This window comes from Streptomyces sp. NPDC003635, from assembly GCF_053587635.1.
The window spans coordinates 36,491-56,009 of the sequence record NZ_JBSFOK010000005.1; the positions used below are offsets into that span (position 1 = coordinate 36,491).

A 19,519-nucleotide genomic window follows, 5' to 3' on the forward strand; every position below is an offset into this window, starting at 1 on the left:
TCTCTCCTGCTGGTCAGAGCACCGGGGAGTGCAGGCTGGCGGCGGGCTGGGGGAAGCAACGCGGGTCGTCCCACAGCAGTTGTACGTCCTTGGCCCAGTGCCGGTCCGGGTCGTCGTCGGCGTCCGCGGTCTCCCGCAACTCCATAACACGGCGCGGGAGTTCGGTGGGCGGCACACCGGTCACCGAGGCGGCCAGCTCGTCGAGGAACGCGGTGCCCGGACAGGGCCCTTCGTGACCGGGCTCCGGGCAGCCGGTGCGGGGCCACAGCAGGACCGGCACCGGGGTGTTGAGGCCCGCCTCGAAGTGCGGGCGGGCGGCGGAGGGCGGGTAGGAGTAGCCGGCCAGGTCGGCGTCGCCGTCGCGCAGCCGCTTGCGCAGGCTGGGCGGCCGCTCCCGCCCGCCGCAGTCGACGCGGTGCAGCCGGGCCGCCGTACGGGTGTCCAGCGCCTGCCATTTCTTGGCCAGTTGATGGCGCAGCCGTCCGCTGCGGTAGCGGGATCGGTCCACCACGACCAACGGGTGGGCGCAGCCCAGCGGGGTGGAGTCCTCGGGGCCGCACTCCCAGTGCGCCACCGGCTCGTTCAGCCACTCGCGCGGCAGGACGAACGTCACCAGCGCCTCGGCGCCCGGCGCGAGCTGGTCGAAGGCCTCGTCCACACGCCGCTGGACGTGCTCCTTCACGTCGGTGCGTGACAGCCGACGGGAGTCCACGCGCCGCCGGTGCCCGTCGCGGTAGGCGGACACCTCCACGGTGACCTGATCGGCTCCGGCGCCGCTGTGCTCGATCTCGACGAGGATCGGCGACCAGGCGGGCGTGGTGGCCTTCGGTGACGGGGACGGGGCGTCGAGCAGTTCGCGCAGCCGCTGCGCGAACCGGGTCACCGCCTCCGCCTCCTGCACCTCCCACTGCACGTACCCGGCCGCCGCGCCCAGCGAGGCGAAGCCGCCCTCCGGCAGCGGTGGCCCGAAGGGGCCCACGGCGTCCAGATAGAGCCCGTCCGGGGAACAGTCGACGCCCTCGGCGACCGCCCGCCGCACCAGCGCGTACAGTCCGCGCACCGCCTTCGGGTCGTGGTCGGAGGCGGGGATCAGCTCGCACAGCTCGGGCCAGTAGCGGACCAGCACCTGGGTCGGCAGCATCCGGCCGACCCGTATGTCCCGGCCGCCCGCGACGGTCGACACCATCCCGACCACCCGGCCGTCGGCCAGGGTCGCCGCCGCCCCGCTGAACCCCGGTGCCAGCGGCTGCCCGTGCGCGGTCACCGCCTCCAACTGCGCCCACTCGTCGGAGATCAGCGGTCCGGGCAGCGCCCGGTAGGAGGCGAGCATGCCCTCGTCGTACCCCTTGGGGAAGCCGTACGCGATGAGCTCGGAGTGATCCTGCTCGGCACCGGGAGAGGCGAACTCCGCCGGCTGCAAGGACACTTCTCGGTCGAGTTCGAGTACGGCGAGGTCGCCCGGGTCGGTGGGGCCGCCCTGCCAGCCGCCGTGCACGGCCACGGTCGCCGGTATCCCGGTCAGCTCACGGCGGCCCGGGAAGCTGACGACGACCGGGGAGAGCGCACGTCGGCGCACCACATGGGCGCAGGTGAGGACATGACGGCCGGAGACCAGGAAGCCCGCGCCCACCTCGGGGCCGCACTCGACGCGGGCGTGCCAAGCCGCGCCGCTCATGACCGCTCGCGGGCCTCCGGGGCGGCCTCGGAGGGGCCCGGTGACCAGCTGAGCTTGACCACCAGGTGCCCTTCCGCGGTCCCCTTGGCGATCACCGCTCCGGCCTCCGCGGTGAGCTTCACGCCGAACTCCAGTTCCACGGAGTCGGGCCGGAGTGATCCGTCCCGGAAGACCCTCAGCGCGGACTCGGCCGCCGCCCGGACGCCGTCCAGCGCGCCCTCGAAGGTGCGGGCCGCGCGGGCCGGGCCGTCGTCGCGGGCGACCAGGCGGGCGCCCGACTCGTCCTCGACGCCCTCGACGGCCACCAGGGCGCCGTCCTCGGTCTTGAACTGCATCAGCCCGTCCATGGCGCCGCTCGCTCCCCCGTGATGTGTGACCTTGATGAACTCCATTGTTACGGACGGTGCTTGGATTGTCGCCGTTCCCGGGGAACAACCCCGCCGCACGCGTCGGCGATGCCCTGGACCACGCCCAGCTCCACCAAGTCCTGTGGTCGGATGCGCAGTTGGTCCGCCGTCGCCTCGATCTGCTCCGGTGGCCGTTTCAGGATCGCCGCCGCGAGCTCCGGGGCGATCACCGAGAAGTAGCTGTCCGGCGTGGCCCAGGTGTTGCCGGGCGCCGCGAGCGCCAGTGCCCCGCCGGAACCGCCCTCGCCGATCACCAGGGTGGTGACGGGGGTGCGGGCCGAGGCCACCGCCGAGAACACCTCCGCGATGGCGCCGCCCGCGCCCTGCCGCTCCGCCTCCGCGTCATTGGCCGCGCCCGGGGTGTCCACCAGCGTCAGCACCGGGATGCCGAGCCGGTCCGCGAGCCGGATCAGCCGGGCGGCCGTGCGATAACCGGCGGGCCGGGTCGCCGCCCCGGTCTGGGCCGCGTAGGCGACCGTGCGGCCCTCGTGCTCGCCGAAGCCGCAGAGCATGCCGTCGGGGTCGGTGCCGCCCGCGCGGTCACCGCTGAGGGCGAGCCGATGGGTGAAGTAGGCGTCCAGGTAGCGCGCGGCACGCGGGTGCTCGGGGCTGCGGGCCCGCCGTACCGCGTCCCATCCCGTCACCGGAAGCTCCGGGAACCCCAGCGCCTTCGGTACCGGTGCCGGGCTGTCCGAAGCCGTCGTCAGGAGGCGTAGCCAGCGGCCCAGTGTCGAGCGGAGTTCCTCGGGTGGCACCAGTGCGTCGGCCGCCCCGGCCGCCACCTGCGCCTCGGCCGTGTACGCCGTCGGGTCCGCGTCCGGTGGGCGGACCCGGGAGCCGGCGAAGCCGATCTGCGCGCCCGGCAGGGCGAGCACCACGTCCGCGCCCGCGCCGAGCGTGGCCCAGCCGCCGCCGGTCGTCGGGTCGCGCAGCACGGCGATCTGGGCGAGCCCCGCCTCCCGGGTCAGCGCCGACTGGCGGGCCACCCGCTGGAGTTGGGTCAGCGCGAGCATGCCCTCCTGCATCCGGCTGCCGCCGGTGGCGATCAGCGGCACGACCGGCAGGCGGTAGCGGCGGGCGTGCGCGTACGCCGCCTCCAGACGGTCGCCGGTGCGCTCCCCGAGCGACCCGCCGAGGAAGCCGAACTCGAACGCGATCAGTACCGCCCGCGTGCCCTCGACGAGGGCGGTGCCGCAGACCACGGACTCCTCCTCGCCGGTGCGCTCGGCGGCCCGCAGCCGGGAGCCGTCGTAGCCCCGCCAGCCGAGCGGGCCGTCGGGCGCGGAGACCCTTTCCGCGTGCGGGAGTTCGACGAAGTCGTCGCCGACGAGGGCGAGGAACTCCCGGGCGCCGAGCCGGTCAGCCACGGCCCAGCGCCCGCTTCATGATCTTCCCCATGTCGTTGCGGGGCAGGGCGTCCAGGTGGTGTACGACCCGGGGCCGCTTGTGCGGGGCCAGCCGACGGGCCACGTGATCGGCCAACTCGTCGAGCAGCGGCGGCCGTTCCGGGTCGGCCGGAACCACCCACGCCACGATCCGCTCGCCCAGATCGGCGTCCGGCTCCCCGGTCACCGCGGCCTCCCGTACCCCCGGATGCTCCAGCAGCGCGTTCTCGATCTCCCCGGCGCCGATCTTGTAACCGCCGCTCTTGATGAGGTCGGTGGCCTTGCGCCCCACGATCCGCACATAGCCGTCGGCCTCGCGTACCGCCATGTCCCCGGTACGGAACCAGCCGTCCGCCGTGAACGCCTCCGCCGTGGCGTCGGGCCGGTTGAGGTACTCGGTGAACAGGTTCGGCCCGCGCACCTGGATCTCGCCGACCGTCTCACCGTCGTACGCCTCGACGGGCGCGCCGTCCTCCTCCACCAGCCGCAGCTCCACGCCCGGCAGCGGTAGGCCGACGGTGCCGGGGCGGGCCTCGCCGTCGGCGCGGATGCTCGTGTTCATGAGCGTCTCGGTCATGCCGTAGCGCTCGATGACCCGCCGCCCGGTCGCCGTCGCGATCCGCTCGTGGTCGTGCACGGGCAGCGCGGCCGAGCCGGAGACGAGCAGCCGTGCCCCGCCGAGCGCCCCGGCCAGCTCCGGGTCCCCGGGGAGCGCCTGGGCGAGGCGGTGGTACATCGTCGGCACGCCGAAGAGCATGGTCGCGCCGTCGTTCAGCTCGCGCGTGACGCCCTGCGGGCCGAATGTGCCGAGGTGGCGCACGGAGCCGCCGCGCCGCAGCGGGCCGAGGACGCCGAGCACCAGGCCGTGCACATGGAACAGGGGCAGGCCGTGGACCAGGACGTCGTCACCGGTCCACTGCCAGGCGTCGGCGAGCGCGTCCAGGGTGGCGGCGACGGCCCGGCGGGGGAGGACGGCGCCCTTGGGCGGTCCGGTGGTGCCGGAGGTGTAGACGATCAGGGCGGGGTCCTCGCCGTCCGCCGCCTCGGCCGGGCGGGCGGCGCCGGTGGCCGTCACGTCGACGTCGACGCGTTCCAGCTCCTTGAGCGCTACCGGTAGGTCGTCGTCGGGCGCCGCGAGGACGAGACCGGGGGCGCTGTCGGACAGGATGTGCCCGAGCTCCTTCTCCCCGGACTTCGGGTTGAGCGGCACGGCGGCGATCCCCGCCTCCAGTGCCGCGACCACCGCCACGGCGGTCTCCAGCGCCGGTGCCGCCCACACGGCCACCCGGCCGTGCCCCGCGATGCGGTCCGCGAGGGCGCCGGTCGCGGCGGCCAGTTCCGCGTACGTCAGGGACCGGTTCCCGAACCGCAGGGCGACCCGCCCCGCCGGTCCGGCCGTCAGGGCCGGGAAGAGGGAGGACACACCGCACTCCTTAGCTGTCGCTGTCTGCCGCCAGGAGTCGATCCTGCCCTACCCGGCTCGGCTTGAGGCCGTGCGCTGCGCCACGTCCGCCACCACGCAACCGACGTCGTCCGGACCGCCCGCCGCGTTCGCCGCGTCGATCAGGGACCGGGCCGCGACGTCCGGGCCGGCGGCCGTGGCGAGCAGCTCGCGGATCCGCCTGTCGGGGATTACCGTGGCGAGGCCCTCGGAGCAGAGCAGACAGCGGTCGCCCGCAAGGGCGTCCTGGAGACGCAGGTGCGGCAGGTGCGCGGATGTGGGGGACAGCACCCTCAGCAGCAGCGCGCGCCGGGGATGGGCGGTGGCCTCCTACCGCAGCGACTGGACCACCGTGTGGTCGTGGGTGACCCGGAACAGCGCGCCCTCCCGGAGCAGGTGCGCGCGGGGGTCGGAAGGGCAATTCGGTTGAAGCGGTCGCCCCGGGTGTGGTTAGCCTGCGGGCGGTTCGTCCCCCGACTCTGGAGCCCGCCGTGCCCCGAATAGCCCTGGTCACCTACGATCCCCGGCCCGAGCCCAGCCACGACCGTGATCTGCCCGTGCTGCGGGAGGCGCTCGCCGGCGCCGGGGCCGAGGCGGAGATCGTCCACTGGGACGACGAGGACGTCGACTGGGGCGCCTACGACCTCGCGCTGATCCGGTCGACCTGGGACTACAGCTGGCGAACCGCCGAGTTCGTGGCCTGGGCCGAGCGGTGCGGCAAGGCGACACGGCTGGCCAATCCGGCGACGGTCGTGCGATGGAACACCGACAAGCGGTATCTCGGGGACCTCGCCGAGGCGGGCGTGCCGGTCGTGCCCACGACGTATCTGGCGCCGGGGGTCGCCGCCGACCTCCCCGGCGACCACGAGTACGTCGTCAAGCCCACCTCCGGCGCGGGCGCCCGGTACGCCGCCCGCTACACCCCCGACCAACGCGAGAGCGCCGTACGGCATCTCGCGCGGATGCACGAGGAGGGGTTCACGGCGATGGTGCAGCCCTATGTGCGCAGTATCGACACCGCGGGCGAGCGCGCGCTGCAGTTCTTCGGCGGGCGGCTGCTGCACGCCAGCCGCAAGCAGGCCGTGCTCGCGCCCGGCACGGCCTTCGACGCGGCCAAGGTCGCCCACCCCGGGCTGGAGCCGTGGACGCCGACCGAGGCCGAACTGGCCGTCGCCGAGCGCGCCCTGGCCGCCGTACCCGACGCGCCGCAGGTCCTGTACGCGCGCGTCGATCTCGTCGACGGGGACGACGGGCAGCCGCGGGTGATGGAGTTGGAGCTGGTCGAGCCGAACCTCTTCCTGTTCCTGCATCCCGTGTCCACCGCGCGCGTGGTGGAGGCCGTACTCGCCGAGGCAAGGCGCACTCACCCGTAGAGGCGGGAAATCCGGGAAGCCGCCCTTGTCGTCGGGATCTTCTGCCTACCCTGCGGAAAAGACCACGCGTGCGTGACCACTGCAGAGGGCGTGACCGGATCGTGGGCGGATCCCATGCGCGGCGCACCTCCGGCTTCCCGGCGGAGCTGACCAGCTTCGTGGGGCGACGGGACGAGTCGGCGGACGTCAGGCGGCTGTTGACCGAGGGTCGGCTGGTGACGCTGACCGGGCCCGGAGGGGTGGGCAAGACCCGGCTCGCCTCGCATGTGGCCAAGCAGATCGCGCGGACCTTCCCGGACGGGGTGTGGCTGGTGCCGCTCGCCGCGTTGGGCGACGAGGCGTTCGTGCCGCACGCCGTCGCCGACGCGCTGGAGGTGCGCAACGAGGCCGGACGGCCGCCGCTCGACGTCCTCGTGGAACACCTGCGCGGCCGCAGCCTGCTGCTCGTCCTCGACAACTGCGAGCACGTCGTGGGCAGTTGCGCCCTGGTCGCCCAGACCCTGCTGGCCGCCACCGAGGGCGTACGGGTCCTGGCGACCAGCCGGCACCGGCTCGGGCTGGCGGGCGAACAGCTCTACGAGGTGCCGACACTCGCCGCTCCCGGCCCCGAGGAGGTCGGCACCGCCGAGAACTTCCCCGCGCTGCGGCTGTTCGCGGACCGGGCGGCGGCCGTGGTCCCCGGCTTCACCGTCGGCGAGGGCAACCAGCGGGCGGTGGCCCGGCTGTGCCGGCGTCTGGACGGGCTACCGCTCGCCATCGAACTGGCGGCGGTGCGGGTGCGCGCGCTCGGCGTGGACCAGCTCGTCGAACGGCTCGACGACCGCTACCGGCTGCTCACCGGGGGCAGTCCCGCCTCGGCTCCCCGGCATCGCACCCTGCGCTCGGCCGTGGACTGGAGCCATGAACTGTGCACACCCCAGGAGCAGTTGGTGTGGGCGTGGCTCTCGGTGTTCGTCGGCGGCTTCGACCTGGCCGCCGCCGAGGCGGTGTGCGGCGGCGAGGGCCTCGGCGCCACCGATGTCCTGGACGCCGTCGCCGGGCTCGTCGACAAGTCGGTGCTGATCCGGGAGGAGCGTGGCGGCCAGGTCCGCTACCGGCTGCTGGTCTCGCTGCGCCACTACGGGCTGGAGCGCCTGGAGGACATCGGCGAGGTGACCGTCACCCGGCGCCGGCACCGCGACTACTTCGCCCGGCTCGCCGCCGAGTACGAACAGGCCTGGTTCGGCCCCGACCAGGTCGCCGTCACCGACCGGATACGGCTCGACCAGGACGACTTCCGGGCCGCGCTGGACTTCTGCCTCACCACCCCGGGCGAGGCGCAGGCCGGACTCAGACTGGCCGCCACCCTCTGGTTCCACTGGGTCGCGGGCGGCGCCTGGGGCGAGGGCCGGCACTGGCTCGACCGCGCGCTGCGGGCCGGGGCCCGCCCCGACGCCGCCCTGACCCGCGCCATGTGGGCGGGCGCCCTGATGTCGCTGGTGCACACCCGCTCCGCCGCGGTCCTCGCGGGCACCGACCCGCCGCACCACGCCCTGCCCGCCGACGCGGAACTTCCCGTGCCGGCCCCGCCCCCGATGGCCGCCGAGGCCCTCGAGACCGGCACGACCGTCGGCTTCGTCGTCCTCACCCGCGTCGAACTCGCCTGCACCCTGGTCAGCCGGGGCCGGGCGGGCGAGGCCGTGCCCCTGTGCGCGGAGGCCGTCGCCGTGTGCGAGGCGCACGGCGAACAGTGGGCCCGTGCCTGGGCGCTGCGCACCCTCGGCCTCGCGCACTGGTCGCTGGGCGAGTACGAGCGGGCCGCCGAGCAGGCGCGCGCGTGCCTGCGGCTGCCGTACACAGGGCGGCAGCGGCAGAGTCTCGCCCGTACCCTCGACCTCCTCGCGGCGGCGGAGGCCCTCGCCGGACAGGCCGAGCGGGCGGCCGTCCTGCGCGGGGCGGTGGACCGGATCTGGCACGACATCGGCGGCGACCCGACCCAGGCGGGCGGGGCGGGGCGGCCGTGCGCGGCGGAACGGCACGCCCGGCGCGTGCTCGGCGACCACGGCCACGAGCGGGCCCACCGCACGGGCGGCGCGCTGCACCGCAACGACGTCATCGCCTACGCGCTGGGCGAGCTGCGGCGCCCGACGACCGGCTCGGCCGCCGAGCCGGACACGCGGCCGCTGACCCGGCGGGAGGCCGAGGTGGCGGCCCTGGTCGCGCAGGGCCTGACCAACCGGCAGATCGCCGAGGCCCTGGTCATCGCCCAGCGGACAGCGGAGGGCCATGTCGAGCGGATCCTGGTGAAGCTGGGCTTCAGCAAGCGCAGCCAACTGGCGGCGTGGTTCGCGGCACGGGCGGGGGAGGTGTGAGCGGGGCCGGGGCGGGCCGGGGGCGAGGGCGCGTTCGAGGGGGCAGGGATGGTGTGTGAGCGAGCCTGGGTGGCGTGCGAGGCGGCCCGGGTGGGGTGAGAGTGAGCCCGGAAAGTGTGCGCGGCGGCCTGGGTGGGGTGAGAGTGAGCCCGGAAGCTGTGCGAGGCGGCCTGGGTGGGGTGAGAGTGAGCCCGGAACGTGTGCGCGGCGGCCCGGACCGTGTGTGCGGGAGTCGGGGTGGCGGGTGCGGCGGCGCGCGCTGGCGGAGTCGTCTCCGCCGCGTCGTCGGCGGCACGTTCAGGGAGTCGGCTCCAGTACGTCGAGCACCAGCTGCGGGGCCCTGTCCGCCCCGAGTTGGCGCAGGACCAGGGCCAGCAGTTCTCCGCAGCGCACGGTGACCTGGCTCCCGGTTGGCAGTGATCCGGCGAGGCTGATGAGCTGCCAGGCGCAGTGGGCCTCCATGAAGCACACGTCACGCAGGTCGAGGGTGACCCGGGTGGGACCGGAGGTGTCCTGGCGGGCCAGGGACCGGCGCAGGGACTCGACGAAGTCGGAGTCCGAGCCGAGGGGTTCGGCCACCTGGAACGGATGGATCTGGGCCATGCCGTCCAGCAGCCCCGGGCCGAAGCGCTGCCGGTCGTACCAACAGATCGCGGTGAACAGCGGATCCGCGAAGAGGGGGGCCACCGACGCCTCGTAGTCCAGCAGACAGCCGTCGTCCAGGCCCGCCCGCGGCGCCCAGTTCATGTCCGCCGCGATCCTGAGCCCGGCCCAGCCCTCCTCCTGGGCGCGTTCGACCTCGGCGCGGTAGGCCTCGATCGTGCGCTCCTTGTGGAAGCGGCCGTCCGGCAGGTACATCTGCGGGGTGCGCTTCAGCGACAGCTGTCCGCTCGCCCGGGCGGCGGTGGCCCCGGCTCCGCCCTGGTCCAGCAGGGCGACCACCTCGTCGTCCTGGAGGTTGTCCTGGTCCAGCACCAGCAGCACCTTCTCCTGACGGGCGAGGCTGGTGCGGGTGTAGGCGGTGAACACCGCCCAGGACGACTCGCCGTCGACCCCCTCCAAGCAGGCGTGATCGCCCAGGCGCAGCCGCTCGACGGGGACAGTCCGCTCGGGAAGCTCCATGCCGCGACATTAGGCACAGAGGGAGCAAGTCCTCCCGGATGACCGGCGATGATCGGTTCGCGGGCCGGTTCTGGGGCGAAATGCGGAGGAGTCCGATCGGTTACGGCCGTCTCCACGCCCTCCGTGATCAGTCACCCCCCATCCACCGCCACGCGTTGCAGCAGCCCCCACGAGAACTCGGCCACGCACGCGTGCCGCGCGCCACTCGCGTCCGGGGCCGAGAAGGCCAGGCCCCAGCGGGTGGGCGCCGAGCCCTCCAGCGGGCGGGCGGGCGCGAAGGCGCGGGCCGCCTCGTCGACCGTGCAGGACCATGGGGTCAGATCGTCCAGGGTGCGCAGCGGCGGGGGCTCGGCGCCCGGGGCGCGGACCAGCCACTCGTTCCAGACGGCCCCGGTCGGCCCGAGCAGTACCTCGAAGCGCAGGGTGGGCCAGAGCGGGACCGGCCACAGCCAGGCCTCGCACTCCAGGTCGCCGACCTTCCGCGTCAGCACCGACTCGGGCGCGCCGAGGACCGAGCGGTACCGGGAGGCGGCGGCGCGGGAGCGTGGGGAGCGGACCATCGCCTGCCACTTCTTGTTCGCCTCCCGCATCTCGGCCACCGACACGCCCAGTTCATGACGGGCGCGCTCGACCAGGTCCGGGTTGTGGTCGGCCATCCGGCGCAGCAGGACGAGCTGGAAGTGGAGCGGGCCGAAGGGGCTGGTGGAAGGCATGCGTCCCATGGTCGCGCACGGGCCCGCCGGGGCGGCGGCCGTCCGGCAGGAACAGCACCGAGTTGACGTAGCGCGGACCACCGCCGGGCAGGACCCGGCGCAGCAGGCCCCGGGTGACGACGTGCTCGGCGCGCGCCTGGTGGTCCGCGAGCGGGAAATTGGCCAGCGGGACCCAGCTGTCGCCGGGCAGCACCCAGCCGTCGTAGCGCAGCAGGGACAGGTAGGTGACCACCGGCGCGATCGGCTGAATGCGGCACTCCAGTTCGACGAAGAGGGCCGGGCGGTCGCGGGCCAGGATGCCGGTCGCACCGCGCAGGACCGCCAGTTCGCTGCCGTCCACGTCGATCTTGATGAAGTCGACGTTCCGCAGCCCGAGTTCGTCGAGCGTGACACAGCCGACGTCGAGCGCACGGCCGTGGATGTCCCGTCGGACCAGCGAGGACACCCCCCGGTCGCCGGCGTCGCCGGGCGGCAGCCAGAGGCGGGCCGTGCCGGGCCGGTCGGAGGCGGCGGCCTGGACGACCCGGACGTTCGGCGGGGCGCCGGCGGCGAGCAGCCTGGCCAGCCGGGGCACGGGTTCCACGGTCACCACTTGCCGGGCGCGGCGCGACAGGCGGCGCGTCCAGGGGCCGTACCAGCCGCCGACGTCCACCGCCGTGCCACAGGGCGCCGGGCACAGTTCGGGCAGCCGGGCCAGCTCGGGCTCGAAGCGGGGGTACACCGCCCGGGCCGCGGCGGCCACCAGCCGTACGGGCAGGAAGGGGGCCACACGGGCCGCCAGGGTCTGGGTCATGTCACCATCCGTTTGAGGAGCGCCTCGTGCTCGTCGTCGCCGACCTGCTCGCCGGAGGACGGCAGCAGTTGCGGGATGCCGTCGACGATCGGGTAGCGGCGGCGCAGTCTGGGGTTGTACAGCGCCTCGCCCGCGTCGGCGGACTCGCCGGGATCGGCCGGGCCGTCCGGCGGGAGCAGGTGCAGCGGGCCCTTGTCGAGCGGGCACGCGAGAATCTGCAGCAGCGGATCGTCGGGGTTCACGGTGGCGTCAGCTCCTTGGCACCGATGGGGGGTGGGGTGCGCGCCGGCTGGTCGTGCCGGGGCATGGACAGCAGGACGGCGACGGCGAGCGCGATGCCCGCGACACGCAGTGCGAGCCGCACCGGGTCCTCCGGCAGCGCCTCGCCGAACGAGAGCGTGCCGAGCACCGCCGTGTAGAGGCAGGTCACGGTCGTGCACACCGGCACGATCAGCGAGGCCCGGCAGCGCTGGAGCGCCGCCTGCGACATCACCAGGCCGAACGCCCCGGTGAACAGCAGCAGATACGGGTACGGCGACCGCAGCAGCCCGAGCAGCGCACCGCCCCAGCCGTCGGCCGTGAGATGGCTCGACACGCCCTTGATGGCCAGCGAGCTGACCCCGTACAGCAGGCCCACCGCCACGCCGTACTCCACCCCCGTGGTCGGCAGCCGGTGCCGGTGCCGGGTGCGCCGCTCGGCGGAGTTGTACAGCCACACCCCGCCGGCCAGCGAGGGCACGCACACGAGCAGGATCAGCGGATACGGCGCCTCCTGGCTGACCGAGTCCGAACCCTCGCGCAGCGACAGCACCACCATCAGCAGCGCGGCGAGGATCGCGGCGAGCGCGTACCGCTCCCGGCCGGAGGTCTCCTCGCCCAGCAACCGGGCGGAGAGCAGCACGAGCAGGACGAGCCCGGAGACGAACAGGCCCTGCGCGGCGGCGATCGGCAGTGTGCGGTAGACGGCGAGCTGGGCGGCGAACCCGGCGGCGAGCGCGAGGGACCCGCCGATCCAGAGCGGACTGCCGAGCACGAGCCGCAGCAGCCGCGCGGGTTGCCGGATCGTCACCTCCGGCAGCGCGGCCAGCGCCCGCTTCTCCAGGACGAATCCGGTGCTGTACAGGACGTTCGCCAACAGGGCCGCGGCCACTCCCCACCACATGGTCTGCGCCCTTCTCTCTAGGTCTTGCGCGCGTGCAGGAGCAGGATCGAGGCGAGCGGGGGTCTGGAGCAGGCGAGCCGGTCGAGCGCCCGGAGCGGACGCGGTACGCCGTGGAAGGGGGCGCCCGCCACGCGTACGACCTCGAATCCCGAGGCCGCGACGAACTCCCGCAGCGCACGGGCGGTGTAGAGCCGCAGATGTCCTACGACCTCCTTGCCCGGGCGGCCGTGGATGGCACGCAGGCTGACCTCGGAGAAGACGGGTTGCACGCCCGCGAGCAGCAGCCCGCGGTTGTACCAGGCGGCGAGGTTCGGGGTGGACAGCATGAGATGCCCGCCGGGCCGCAGAACCCGGCGGATCTCGTCCAGCGCGGAGTCGGGGTCCACCAGGTGCTCGATCACCTCGCTGAACAGCACCGCGTCGGCGGACTCCGACCTGAACGGCAGCCCGCCGTCGGTGAGTTCGCCGCGGACGGGGTGCCGCAGGTGGGCGCGGGCCCGGCGCAGGGCGTCCTGGGACCAGTCGACGCCGATGACGCGGTGGCCGGCGAGCAGAGGTGCCGCCACGGCTGCCGCCGTGCCGTCGCCGCAGCCGATGTCGAGGACGGTCCGGGGGGTCGCGGCGCCGAGGGCCTCGGCGAGCATGCGGGCCTGGCGGAGGCTGCGGGGGGCGCCGGAGGCGACGGGGACGGCGGGGTTTTCGTAGAAGTCGCGCAGTTGCCTCGGGGGTGCGGTGGTGGTCACTCGGGGACCTCCGTGGTGTGCAGGTAGTGCTCGAACAGGTCCCGTAGATGGGCGCCGTCGCCGTGGCTGAGGAGGGCCCTCGACCAGCGCAGGGCGAGGTGGAGGCGGCCCGCGGTGGAGGCGGTGGTGACGGTGAGGCCGCGGGGCATTCTGGCCGGGGCCGAGAACCAGACGGCGTGCGCCCGGCCCGCTCCCTCGCCGAAGTCCAGGGCGTACGGGATGCGGCCGATGTTGCTGAGGAGCGTGGTCGAGGTCCAGGGGGCGGCGGCCCTGCGCAGGCCCCGGGTGAGGGCGGCGCGCCAGGCGACCGGGGTGACGGGTGCGGTGAGCAGGGCGGCGCCTCTTCCCAGCTGGGGGCGGGGGAGGGACTTGAGGGCGCGGGTCCTGGTGGCGGTACGGCGGAGCAGGCCGGACAGGTCGTCGGTGGTCAACTCGTCCGGGCTGAAGGGGACTTCGACGAGGCGGGTGCCGTTTCCTATGGGCATCGTGGTGTCTCTGGGGCGGTCGTCCACGGGCATGGTGATGCGCAGGGGGCGGGGTGGGGCGCCGTGTTCGCGGTTCCAGTGGGCGATCGTGAGGGCCGTGGTGACCATGAGCTGGTCATTGACGGTGTAGGGGGAGCCCTTGGGGCGGTTCGGGAGGCGCAGCTCGGTCACGAGCATGCCGTTGCCGGGGGAGGGCTCGGGGGTGCCGGGGGCGACGCGGGCGGGTCGTGACCAGTTGGAAGGGGTGTCGGTGGGGGGTGAGGTGGTCTCCGCGGGCCGGGTCGGCGGCGAGGCCGGAGAGTTGTCGACGCCGCCGTACAGCTCGGCGGCGGTGGCGAGCACGCGGAGGCAGGCGGGGCCGTCGAGTGCGGTGTGGTTGATGGTGAGGAACAGGACCGTGTGCGGACTGCTGAGCTGCGGGCTGTCGTGCCGCTGGGGCGGCGCGGGTGGGCGCGGCGGCACCCCGCCGGCGCGGGCGGGCGAATCCGTGTCCGAGCTCCGGCCGACCGCGAGTACCTCACCGACAGCGTCGGTGGCCTCGCTGCCCTGGGGGACCGGCCCCGCTCCCTCCACCACCTCCACGCGGATCGGTGGCGAGGCCGACAGCGGGGGCACCGCCGTCAGCGCCCGGGTCCGGGCGTCCCGCAGCGCGTCCCGCCCCGGGGAGGGGAAGCTGACCACCTCCACGTCCGGTTCCCCCGTCAGTTCCCACTCGTAGCGGCGCCGGTACCAGTGGCCCGGGGCCTCGCGCATCAGGATGCGTGGGTGGCGGCGCAGGGCCTCCGTGAAGGCCGTGCGCAGGCGGGCCGGGTCGAGGTGCCCCGGCAGATGCACCTCGATGTGCACCGTCTCCGGCTCCTCCTCCTGGAGGCAGTGCCGGGCCACCTCGTCCACCACCGGGAACGGGATGCGCGAAGGCTTGCGGTCAGGCCTTTGTTGCAGCGTCGTCACGCCGATCACCCTCTTCCGGCTCCCCCGGTTCCGCCGGCTCCCGCACGCTCACCAGCGCCGCGAACAGCCCGATCAGCGCCAGTAGTTGGGCCGTGTGCCCGAAGGCGCCCGACGCCTCCCGCACCGGCTCGCCGGCCCCGATCGCCGTCACCACCCCCGCCGCCGCCAGCGCCAGCAGGGCGAGCGGGACGAGGAGTTCGTGGTGTCGACGGGCCAGCAGCGCCAGCGCCGGGACCAGCAGCGCCCACCAGCCCGCGATCACGGCCGCCACCAGCGTCAGCGCCACCGTGCCCAGCCACAGCCCCGGCGGGGGCGGCACCGGCTGCGGCTCGTCCGGGTTCGGTTCCCGGCGGCGCCACAGCGCGAGGCCCACCAGCGCCGCCAGTCCCACACCGCTGCCGATCAGCCCGGCCTCGTAGGTCACCGCGGGCTCGTAGGAGAGCTCCACCGTGCCGCCCTCGCCGGCCGGGATCCGCCAGCCCTGCTGCCAGCCGTCGAGCCGGACCGGGGTCAGTTCCTTGCCGTCCAGCTCGGCGCGCCAGCCGTCGTTGAAGTTCTCGTACGTCGTCAGGTAGGCCGCCGCACCCGAGCCGACGGTGACCTCGCGGCGGTCGCCCAGCCAGTCCCGTACGCCCAGCTCCCGGCCGGCCGCGGGCGACTCGGGGATCGTGCCCCGGGTCAGGGTCACCGCGGTCACGGTGAGGGGACCCGCGTCCCCGGCCTCCACCCGGTGCGAGCCGGACGGCAGCTCCAGTTCGGACGTCGGGCACAGGGTCACGTCCACCGGACGGCGTTCCATCAGGTCCCGTACGGTCCCCTTCGCGCTCGTCTCGTACAGCTCGCCGTCCACCGCCAGCACCGGCCCCTTGCCGCAGGGGAGGGAGAAGGCCCGGTCGGCCTCCGGCTTCGGCGTGCGATAGCTGTCCAGCGCCGGGACGTACGCCTCGGTCAGGCCCACCGGAAGCTGCATGTCCTCGTCGACGAACGGGTTGTGCAGGGTCAGCGGCGCCGTCTCGGTGATCGTGACGTCCAGCCGGTCCGTGGTGATCGGCGGGAAGCGGACGTTGCCGTTCTCGTCGACGCCCGCGATGACCGCGCCGTCCGGGGAGGCGATGTGCACCTCGGTGGGACGGGAGGACAGTCCGCCCGCCGGGGGGAGGACGATCTCGCCGATCGGCTGCTTGCCCTCCCAGCTCAGGTGGATGGTCGGGCGGTCGCCCGCGATCCACGCCGTGGTCAGGTCGCCGTCGGTCAGGTTGCGGGCGGACAGGCCCGCGCCCAGCCGCGCCGTCGAGTCGGCGGTCGCCACGATCCGGTTCCGCTGCTCCGGCGCCACCTCGTACAGCAGCCGGTCCAGCGCCTCTCCCGGCACCGGCACCGCGCTCGCCTCGATCTCGTACGTCCCCGCGGTGCCCGTCGAGAAGCGGCGGTGGAGCCCCGCCTCCGTGCCCGTCGCGGACAGGCCCGTCGGGTCGGCCGGGCGGGACAGGGAGATCAGTTCGGCGTCCGCGGAGGAGTCCTCGGCGTCCGTGGGAAGCCGCAGCAGCCGGGTCACCTGGACGTCCGGCAGGGCGATCTCGGAGAAGCCCGCGCCGGTCAGGCCCGTGCGGCGCTGAGCCGAGTCGACGATCGTCAGCTTCATCCAGTCCGTCGGCCCGGCCGGCGCCCGGATGCTCTGCGTCCGGCCGTTGGGCTCCAGGTAGCTGGTCTCGGTGCCCTTCTCGGTCTCCACCCGAACCCGGGTCGGCGCCGGCCGCACGCCCTCCTGGGGCAGCGGGGCCACCTTGAAGGAGCCGGGCATCTCGTACTCCTCGGTGAAGGAGATCCGCAGCCACTCCCCGTCCGCCGAGCTCTGGGAGCCTTCGGCCCAGGCGGTGTCGGGGTTGCCGTCGAAGGCGTTCACCGGGTCGTACTGCGGCAGATGGAACAGCCAGCTGCCGTAGGAGGAGGCGGTCACCGAGCGGGCGCCGCGCAGTTCGGCCACCGTCTGGTGGGCCAGGCCCTTCGTCGGCAGGATCTGATGCGGTTTCTCGCCCGCGTCCTGGGTGGCGTCCGGCGCGTTGCGCTCGTCGCGGGTGTACGTGTACGAGGTGTTCGCGTTGACCAGGCCGAACCGGGTGTCCGCGCGCCGCAGGCCGTCCCCTACCACCTGCACCGGCGGTGAGCCGAGCCCCGGGTGGTTGTCACCGGTCAGCACGCTTCCCCGGCCGCGCAGGGCGCCGGCGACCGGCAGCAGCGACTCGGGGCCGCCGGAGACCACGGCGGTGTCGGCGACCGGGCTCAGCCCCGCCTGCCGCGGCCGCGGCACGTCCTGCGGCGGCTGGTAGATCTCCACCGCCCGCTGCCTCGGGTACAGGCCCTCGACCTGGAGCGGGGTGCCGGGGGCGATGACGCCGCCGGTCTCGACGGGCCCGTAGCCCTTCACCCGCTCGTAGCCGGACTGTTCCAGCGTCCGCTTGACGATCGTGGTCGGCACGTTGCCGATCTGGTCGGGGTCGAGGTCGTTGCGGACGACGACGTAGTGAATCCCGGCCCGGCTCAAGAAGTCGGCGAGTCCCGGGACTTCGGCGCCGCTGGTCAGGGCCTGCTGTACGGCGTCCATGGCGCGCCGGTTCCCCGCGGTGCCGAACGGGACGTAATCGCGTTGCGCCCAGCGGGAGTCGGCGACCACGTCGAGGGGCTGGTCGATGGTCGAGCCCCAGGTGTAGATGCCGTGCGCGGTCGCGGGGACGACGAGCACGCGGGCGTCCGGGGAGTACTTCTCCATCCAGTCGGCCGTCGCCGACCAGTAGTCGGGGATCTTGTTGAACGAACCCGGGTTCAGGATCGAGCCGTTGAGGTACGGCCACATCAGCCCCGGAAGCACGAGTACGGCCGCGATCAGCGCGGCGAACCGCCGGCCCGGCAGCGGACGGGCGCCGCGCGCCTCCGCGGCCACCGCGACGAGATGGGCCAGGCCCAGGACGAGGGCGAGGGCGAGCCCGGTCTGGAACTTGTAGATGTTGCGGAAGGGGACGAGACCGCCGTCCAGCCAGTCCTGCACGACCCCGTGGAAGGGGGCGCCGAAGGCGCCGCCGTACCCGGCGAGCAGGACCAGCGCCACCGTCAGCACGGTCAGCACCAGCCACCGCCGCTCGGGCATGTCCCGTCTCGCGAGGCCGGCCAGCCCCAGACCGGCGGCGAGCGCCGAGCAGACGATCACCACGACCGAGGACGCCACCGCCCAACCGGCGGGCAGCCAGGCGTCCCCGAAGTGCAGATAGGCCACCCAGTTCCCGCCGCCGCGCAGCGCCTCGGTCGCCGCCATGGTCTCGGTCGTGGTCTGCGAACTCTCCACGTATGGGAGGAAGTTCTCACCGTAGACACCGAGCAGCAGCAGGGGGATCCACCACCAGGCGGTCGCCAGGATCACCCCGGGCACCCACCAGGCGATCAGCTTGCGCTGCCGCGGACCGGACGGGCGGGACAGCAGGTACAGCCCGACCGGGAGCAGGGAGGCGAGGGTCGAGGCCGCGTTGACCCCGCCCATGAACGGGATGATCAGCGCCGAGCGCGTCGCGGCGACCCGTGCGCTGTACCGCTCATCGACCAGGGGCAGCAGCACCCAGGGGAGGAAGGCGCCGGGCAGGGCGGCGGCCGAGGTGGAGCCGACGACGATGGTGAACACCGGCCACAGCGCGTACACGACGGCGGCGAGCAGCCGGGAGGTTCCGCTGCCGATCCGCAGCCGCTCGGCGAGCCGCAGCGCGCCCCAGAAGGCGGCGGACACGATCAGCGACATCCACAGGCGTTCCGCGAGCCACACGGGCAGTTGTACGAGGTCGGCCAGCCAGTAGAACGGCAGCATCGGCCAGAGGTAGCCGGCGTACTGGTCGGAGATCCCGCCGAAGCCGCCCTGGTTCTGCCAGAGCTGGCCCAGGTCGGAGAGGAACCGGCCCGGGTCGTTCGTCACCCCGAGCTTGGTGTCGAAGGTCTGTCGGCCCGGGTGCACGGCGAGCAGGAGCACGAACACCACGGCCCAGAACCCCAGCAGCCAGCGCCGCGACCGCGGACCCTCCGGGGGGCCCGCCATGATCGCGGTGGTGGGGACGGCTGCCGGGGGAGGAGCCTGGACCGTGCTCGTCATGGGGGACACCGCCGGAGGATGAGGAGGAGATTCCAGGTGGCGACCTCGCGGATGCCCGGCGCCTTGACGACGGTCTCCGCGAGGAAGGGCCAGTAGCGGGAGCGCGCCGAGACGACCGTCACGTCGTCTCTGGCGCGGACCTGCCGCAGGGTGGGCCCGATGTGCACGGCGAAGAGGTTCTCGCCGAGGGTGTGCTTGGCGGGCCTGCCGGTACGGCGCCGGTAGCGGGCACGGGCCCGCTCGGCACCCAGGTAGTGCCACGGGGCCCATTCGTGCCCGCCCCACGGCGACAGCCAGTTGGTGAACGACACATAGATCAGCCCGCCGGGCCTGGTCACCCGGACGAGCTCGCTGAGGAAGGTCTGCGGGTCGGCCACGTGCTCCAGCACATTGGAGGAGAAGGTGACGTCGGCGACCCCGTCGTACAGCGGCAGCAGATACCCGTCGGCGACCACGGCGCCTTCGGGCGGCTTGTCCCCGAGCTCGCTCACGTCCGGTTCGAAGAGATACGCCTGCGCGCCGCGCCGCCGGAACTCCTCGGTGAAGTACCCGCCGCCCCCGCCGACGTCGACGACGGTACGCCCGGCCACGGGACGGTCGTAGGCCTCGACCTGATCGACGGCGTCCCGGGCGAGGAGGGCGTAGCAGGCCTCGGGGTCCTGCTGCTCGCGCATGAAGGCGCGGAAGAGGGCGAGGGAGCGGCGAAGCGAAGGGTCACTCCTGGACGGGCGCGGGGCTGCAGCTGAGGCGGGGCCTCCGCCGCGGGGGCGCGACCAGCCACGACGCGGCAGC

General features: G+C 74.0%; 16 protein-coding genes. 2 read left to right on the forward strand and 14 right to left on the reverse strand.

Going from position 1 to position 19,519, the window contains the following annotated elements:
* Positions 1 to 13 precede the first annotated feature (13 nt).
* From ACWDRW_RS06640 to ACWDRW_RS06660, 5 genes are read right to left on the reverse strand one after another with little or no spacing between them, the layout of a single operon-like run.
* Entirely contained in the window at positions 14 to 1,675 is a 1,662-nt protein-coding gene (locus tag ACWDRW_RS06640) for a VMAP-C domain-containing protein (protein WP_451721011.1), read from the reverse strand.
* Entirely contained in the window at positions 1,672 to 2,022 is a 351-nt protein-coding gene (locus ACWDRW_RS06645; RefSeq protein ID WP_451721381.1) for a CU044_2847 family protein, read from the reverse strand. The genes ACWDRW_RS06640 and ACWDRW_RS06645 overlap by 4 nt, the downstream gene beginning before the upstream one ends.
* A 47-nt stretch (positions 2,023 to 2,069) precedes the next feature.
* Entirely contained in the window at positions 2,070 to 3,449 is a 1,380-nt protein-coding gene (locus ACWDRW_RS06650; protein ID WP_451721013.1) for a carboxyl transferase domain-containing protein, read from the reverse strand.
* Positions 3,442 to 4,890 carry an acyl-CoA synthetase gene (locus tag ACWDRW_RS06655; protein ID WP_451721015.1) on the reverse strand — a complete coding sequence of 483 codons (1,449 nt, stop codon included), beginning with the start codon at positions 4,888 to 4,890 and terminating at the stop codon, positions 3,442 to 3,444. The genes ACWDRW_RS06650 and ACWDRW_RS06655 overlap by 8 nt, the downstream gene beginning before the upstream one ends.
* A 48-nt stretch (positions 4,891 to 4,938) precedes the next feature.
* Positions 4,939 to 5,199, reverse strand: coding sequence for a hypothetical protein (locus ACWDRW_RS06660; protein ID WP_451721017.1), 261 nt, complete (start codon positions 5,197 to 5,199; stop codon positions 4,939 to 4,941).
* Between the two features lie 200 nt (positions 5,200 to 5,399).
* Here ACWDRW_RS06660 and ACWDRW_RS06665 point away from each other — a divergent pair, with 200 nt between their 5' ends.
* Both ACWDRW_RS06665 and ACWDRW_RS06670 read left to right on the forward strand, forming a co-directional pair.
* Positions 5,400 to 6,281, forward strand: a complete 882-nt coding sequence (locus ACWDRW_RS06665) for an ATP-grasp domain-containing protein (RefSeq protein ID WP_451721019.1) — start codon at positions 5,400 to 5,402, stop codon at positions 6,279 to 6,281.
* Between the two features lie 101 nt (positions 6,282 to 6,382).
* The gene (locus ACWDRW_RS06670; protein ID WP_451721021.1) at positions 6,383 to 8,632 is read left to right on the forward strand and encodes an ATP-binding protein; all 2,250 of its coding nucleotides are present in this window, start codon (positions 6,383 to 6,385) and stop codon (positions 8,630 to 8,632) included.
* 297 nt (positions 8,633 to 8,929) lie between these two features.
* On the opposite strand, the gene ACWDRW_RS06675 is transcribed toward ACWDRW_RS06670, so the two are convergent.
* The 9 genes from ACWDRW_RS06675 to ACWDRW_RS06715 all read right to left on the reverse strand — a co-directional run bounded on the left by ACWDRW_RS06675 (position 8,930) and on the right by ACWDRW_RS06715 (position 19,401).
* Positions 8,930 to 9,754, reverse strand: a complete 825-nt coding sequence (locus tag ACWDRW_RS06675; RefSeq protein WP_451721023.1) for an MEDS domain-containing protein — start codon at positions 9,752 to 9,754, stop codon at positions 8,930 to 8,932.
* Between the two features lie 131 nt (positions 9,755 to 9,885).
* Positions 9,886 to 10,476, reverse strand: coding sequence for a hypothetical protein (locus ACWDRW_RS06680; protein ID WP_451721025.1), 591 nt, complete (start codon positions 10,474 to 10,476; stop codon positions 9,886 to 9,888).
* The gene (locus tag ACWDRW_RS06685; RefSeq protein ID WP_451721027.1) at positions 10,367 to 11,260 is read right to left on the reverse strand and encodes an FkbM family methyltransferase; all 894 of its coding nucleotides are present in this window, start codon (positions 11,258 to 11,260) and stop codon (positions 10,367 to 10,369) included. The genes ACWDRW_RS06680 and ACWDRW_RS06685 overlap by 110 nt, the downstream gene beginning before the upstream one ends.
* Positions 11,257 to 11,502 (reverse strand): Trm112 family protein, encoded by a 246-nt coding sequence (locus tag ACWDRW_RS06690; RefSeq protein ID WP_451721029.1) that lies wholly within the window; start codon positions 11,500 to 11,502, stop codon positions 11,257 to 11,259. The genes ACWDRW_RS06685 and ACWDRW_RS06690 overlap by 4 nt, the downstream gene beginning before the upstream one ends.
* Entirely contained in the window at positions 11,499 to 12,410 is a 912-nt protein-coding gene (locus ACWDRW_RS06695; protein ID WP_451721382.1) for a hypothetical protein, read from the reverse strand. The genes ACWDRW_RS06690 and ACWDRW_RS06695 overlap by 4 nt, the downstream gene beginning before the upstream one ends.
* A 29-nt stretch (positions 12,411 to 12,439) precedes the next feature.
* Positions 12,440 to 13,165, reverse strand: coding sequence for a class I SAM-dependent methyltransferase (locus ACWDRW_RS06700; protein ID WP_451721031.1), 726 nt, complete (start codon positions 13,163 to 13,165; stop codon positions 12,440 to 12,442).
* Positions 13,162 to 14,601 carry a condensation protein gene (locus tag ACWDRW_RS06705; protein ID WP_451721033.1) on the reverse strand — a complete coding sequence of 480 codons (1,440 nt, stop codon included), beginning with the start codon at positions 14,599 to 14,601 and terminating at the stop codon, positions 13,162 to 13,164. Before ACWDRW_RS06705 ends, ACWDRW_RS06700 begins: the two co-directional genes overlap by 4 nt.
* A complete protein-coding gene (locus tag ACWDRW_RS06710) occupies positions 14,576 to 18,727 on the reverse strand; it encodes an alpha-(1->3)-arabinofuranosyltransferase domain-containing protein (protein ID WP_451721035.1) in 4,152 nt (1,383 codons plus the stop codon). The genes ACWDRW_RS06705 and ACWDRW_RS06710 overlap by 26 nt, the downstream gene beginning before the upstream one ends.
* Complete coding sequence (locus tag ACWDRW_RS06715; RefSeq protein ID WP_451721037.1) at positions 18,724 to 19,401, reverse strand: class I SAM-dependent methyltransferase; 678 nt, start codon at positions 19,399 to 19,401, stop codon at positions 18,724 to 18,726. The genes ACWDRW_RS06710 and ACWDRW_RS06715 overlap by 4 nt, the downstream gene beginning before the upstream one ends.
* Positions 19,402 to 19,519: the final 118 nt, after the last annotated feature.

Excerpts from the sequence above, each read along its gene's own strand:
- ACWDRW_RS06640 (WP_451721011.1), bottom strand. The coding sequence starts at position 1,675 with ATGAGCGGCGCGGCTTGGCACGCCCGCGTCGAGTGCGGCCCCGAGGTG.
- ACWDRW_RS06645 (WP_451721381.1), bottom strand. The coding sequence starts at position 2,022 with ATGGACGGGCTGATGCAGTTCAAGACCGAGGACGGCGCCCTGGTGGCC.
- ACWDRW_RS06675 (WP_451721023.1), bottom strand. The coding sequence starts at position 9,754 with ATGGAGCTTCCCGAGCGGACTGTCCCCGTCGAGCGGCTGCGCCTGGGC.
- ACWDRW_RS06680 (WP_451721025.1), bottom strand. The coding sequence starts at position 10,476 with ATGGGACGCATGCCTTCCACCAGCCCCTTCGGCCCGCTCCACTTCCAG.
- ACWDRW_RS06685 (WP_451721027.1), bottom strand. The coding sequence starts at position 11,260 with ATGACCCAGACCCTGGCGGCCCGTGTGGCCCCCTTCCTGCCCGTACGG.
- ACWDRW_RS06710 (WP_451721035.1), bottom strand. The coding sequence starts at position 18,727 with ATGACGAGCACGGTCCAGGCTCCTCCCCCGGCAGCCGTCCCCACCACC.
- ACWDRW_RS06715 (WP_451721037.1), bottom strand. The coding sequence starts at position 19,401 with ATGCGCGAGCAGCAGGACCCCGAGGCCTGCTACGCCCTCCTCGCCCGG.